This window comes from Streptomyces sp. A012304 (assembly GCF_026008495.1).
In the GTDB taxonomy this organism is placed as follows: Bacteria; Actinomycetota; Actinomycetes; order Streptomycetales; family Streptomycetaceae; genus Streptomyces.
Genome location: NZ_BQUN01000176.1, coordinates 38,948 through 40,206 on the forward strand (window position 1 = coordinate 38,948; position 1,259 = coordinate 40,206).

Annotated in this window: 1 protein-coding gene; it reads right to left on the reverse strand. The window is 73.7% G+C overall.

What is annotated here, in order from left to right; translation table 11 throughout:
* Window positions 1–1,259 (reverse strand): AMP-binding protein (locus ALMP_RS35800; protein WP_264935943.1); only part of this gene is annotated, 1,259 nt, incomplete at both ends.

Consider the following 1,259-nt stretch of genomic DNA (forward strand, 5'->3'; position numbering starts at 1 on the left):
CCGCGCCACCAGCTCCGCCGGACACGCCTCACCGGCCACCACCAGGGTGGACGCCGACAACGCGCCCTCCTCCAGCACGGCGAGCGCCGACGGCGGCACGGTCACATGGGTGATGCCGGGATCGGTGAGGGCCGTCATCGGAGTGTCGGCCGGTGGCAGGACGAGCGCGGCGCCGGTCAGCAGGGCCGTGTACAGCTCGGACACGGAGGCGTCGAAGCTCGGTGAGGCGAACTGGAGGACGCGGCTGGTCGCGTCGATCGCGAACCGTTCGACCTGCGCGGCCACCAGGTGCGCGATGCCCGCGTGGGGGACGACGACGCCCTTGGGGCGCCCGGTCGAACCCGAGGTGTAGATGACGTACGCCGGATGCCGCGCGTCCACCGCGACTCCGGGGTCGCAGTCCGGACACCCGTCCGTCGCCAGGGGCCCGTCGACGACCAGCGCCGGGCGGGCGTCCGCCAGCATGAGGTCGATCCGCGCCCGGGGATAGGCCGGGTCGACCGGCAGATAGGCCGCGCCCGCCTTCATCGTGCCGAGCACCGCGACCACCTGCTCCACCGAACGCGGCAACACCAGCGCGACGATGTCCTCCGCCCCCACACCCCGCTCGACCAGGGCATGCGCGAACCGGTTGGCACGCGCGTCGAGTTCCGCGTACGTCAGCTCCACCTCCCCGGACACCAGGGCGACGGCGTCCGGGCGGCGGGACGCCTGCCGGGCGAACAGCTCGGGGAACACGGCGTCGGGCATCGGGCGTTCGGTGGCGTGCCGCTCGTCGAGCAGGGCACGCCGTTCCTCCGGGGTCAGCACGTCGAGGCCGCCGATGGGCCGCTCGGGGGCGGCCACGGCCGCGGTGAGCAGCCGTACCCACCGGTCGAACAGGGTGCGGACGGTGTCCTCGTCGAACAGGTCGGCGCTGTACTCGACGACGGCGTCCAGGCCGTCGGGTGTCCCGTCGGGGCGGCGGCGTTCGGTGAGGGCGAAGGCGAGGTCGAGGCGGGCGGTGTCGGTGCGGACGGGTTGCGGGGCCGTGTCCACGCCGTCGAGGACGAAGTCCGCCTCGGGCACGTTCTGCACGACCAGCAGCGTCTGGAACAGCGGGTGGTGCGCGAGCGAGCGGACCGGGTTGAGGGCCTCCACCAGGTGTTCGAACGGCACGTCCTGGTGGGCGTAGGCGGCGAGCGCCCCCTCGCGCACCCGGCCGAGGAGTTCGGTGAAGCTCGGGTCGCCGGAGGTGTCGGTGCGCAGCACGAGCGTGT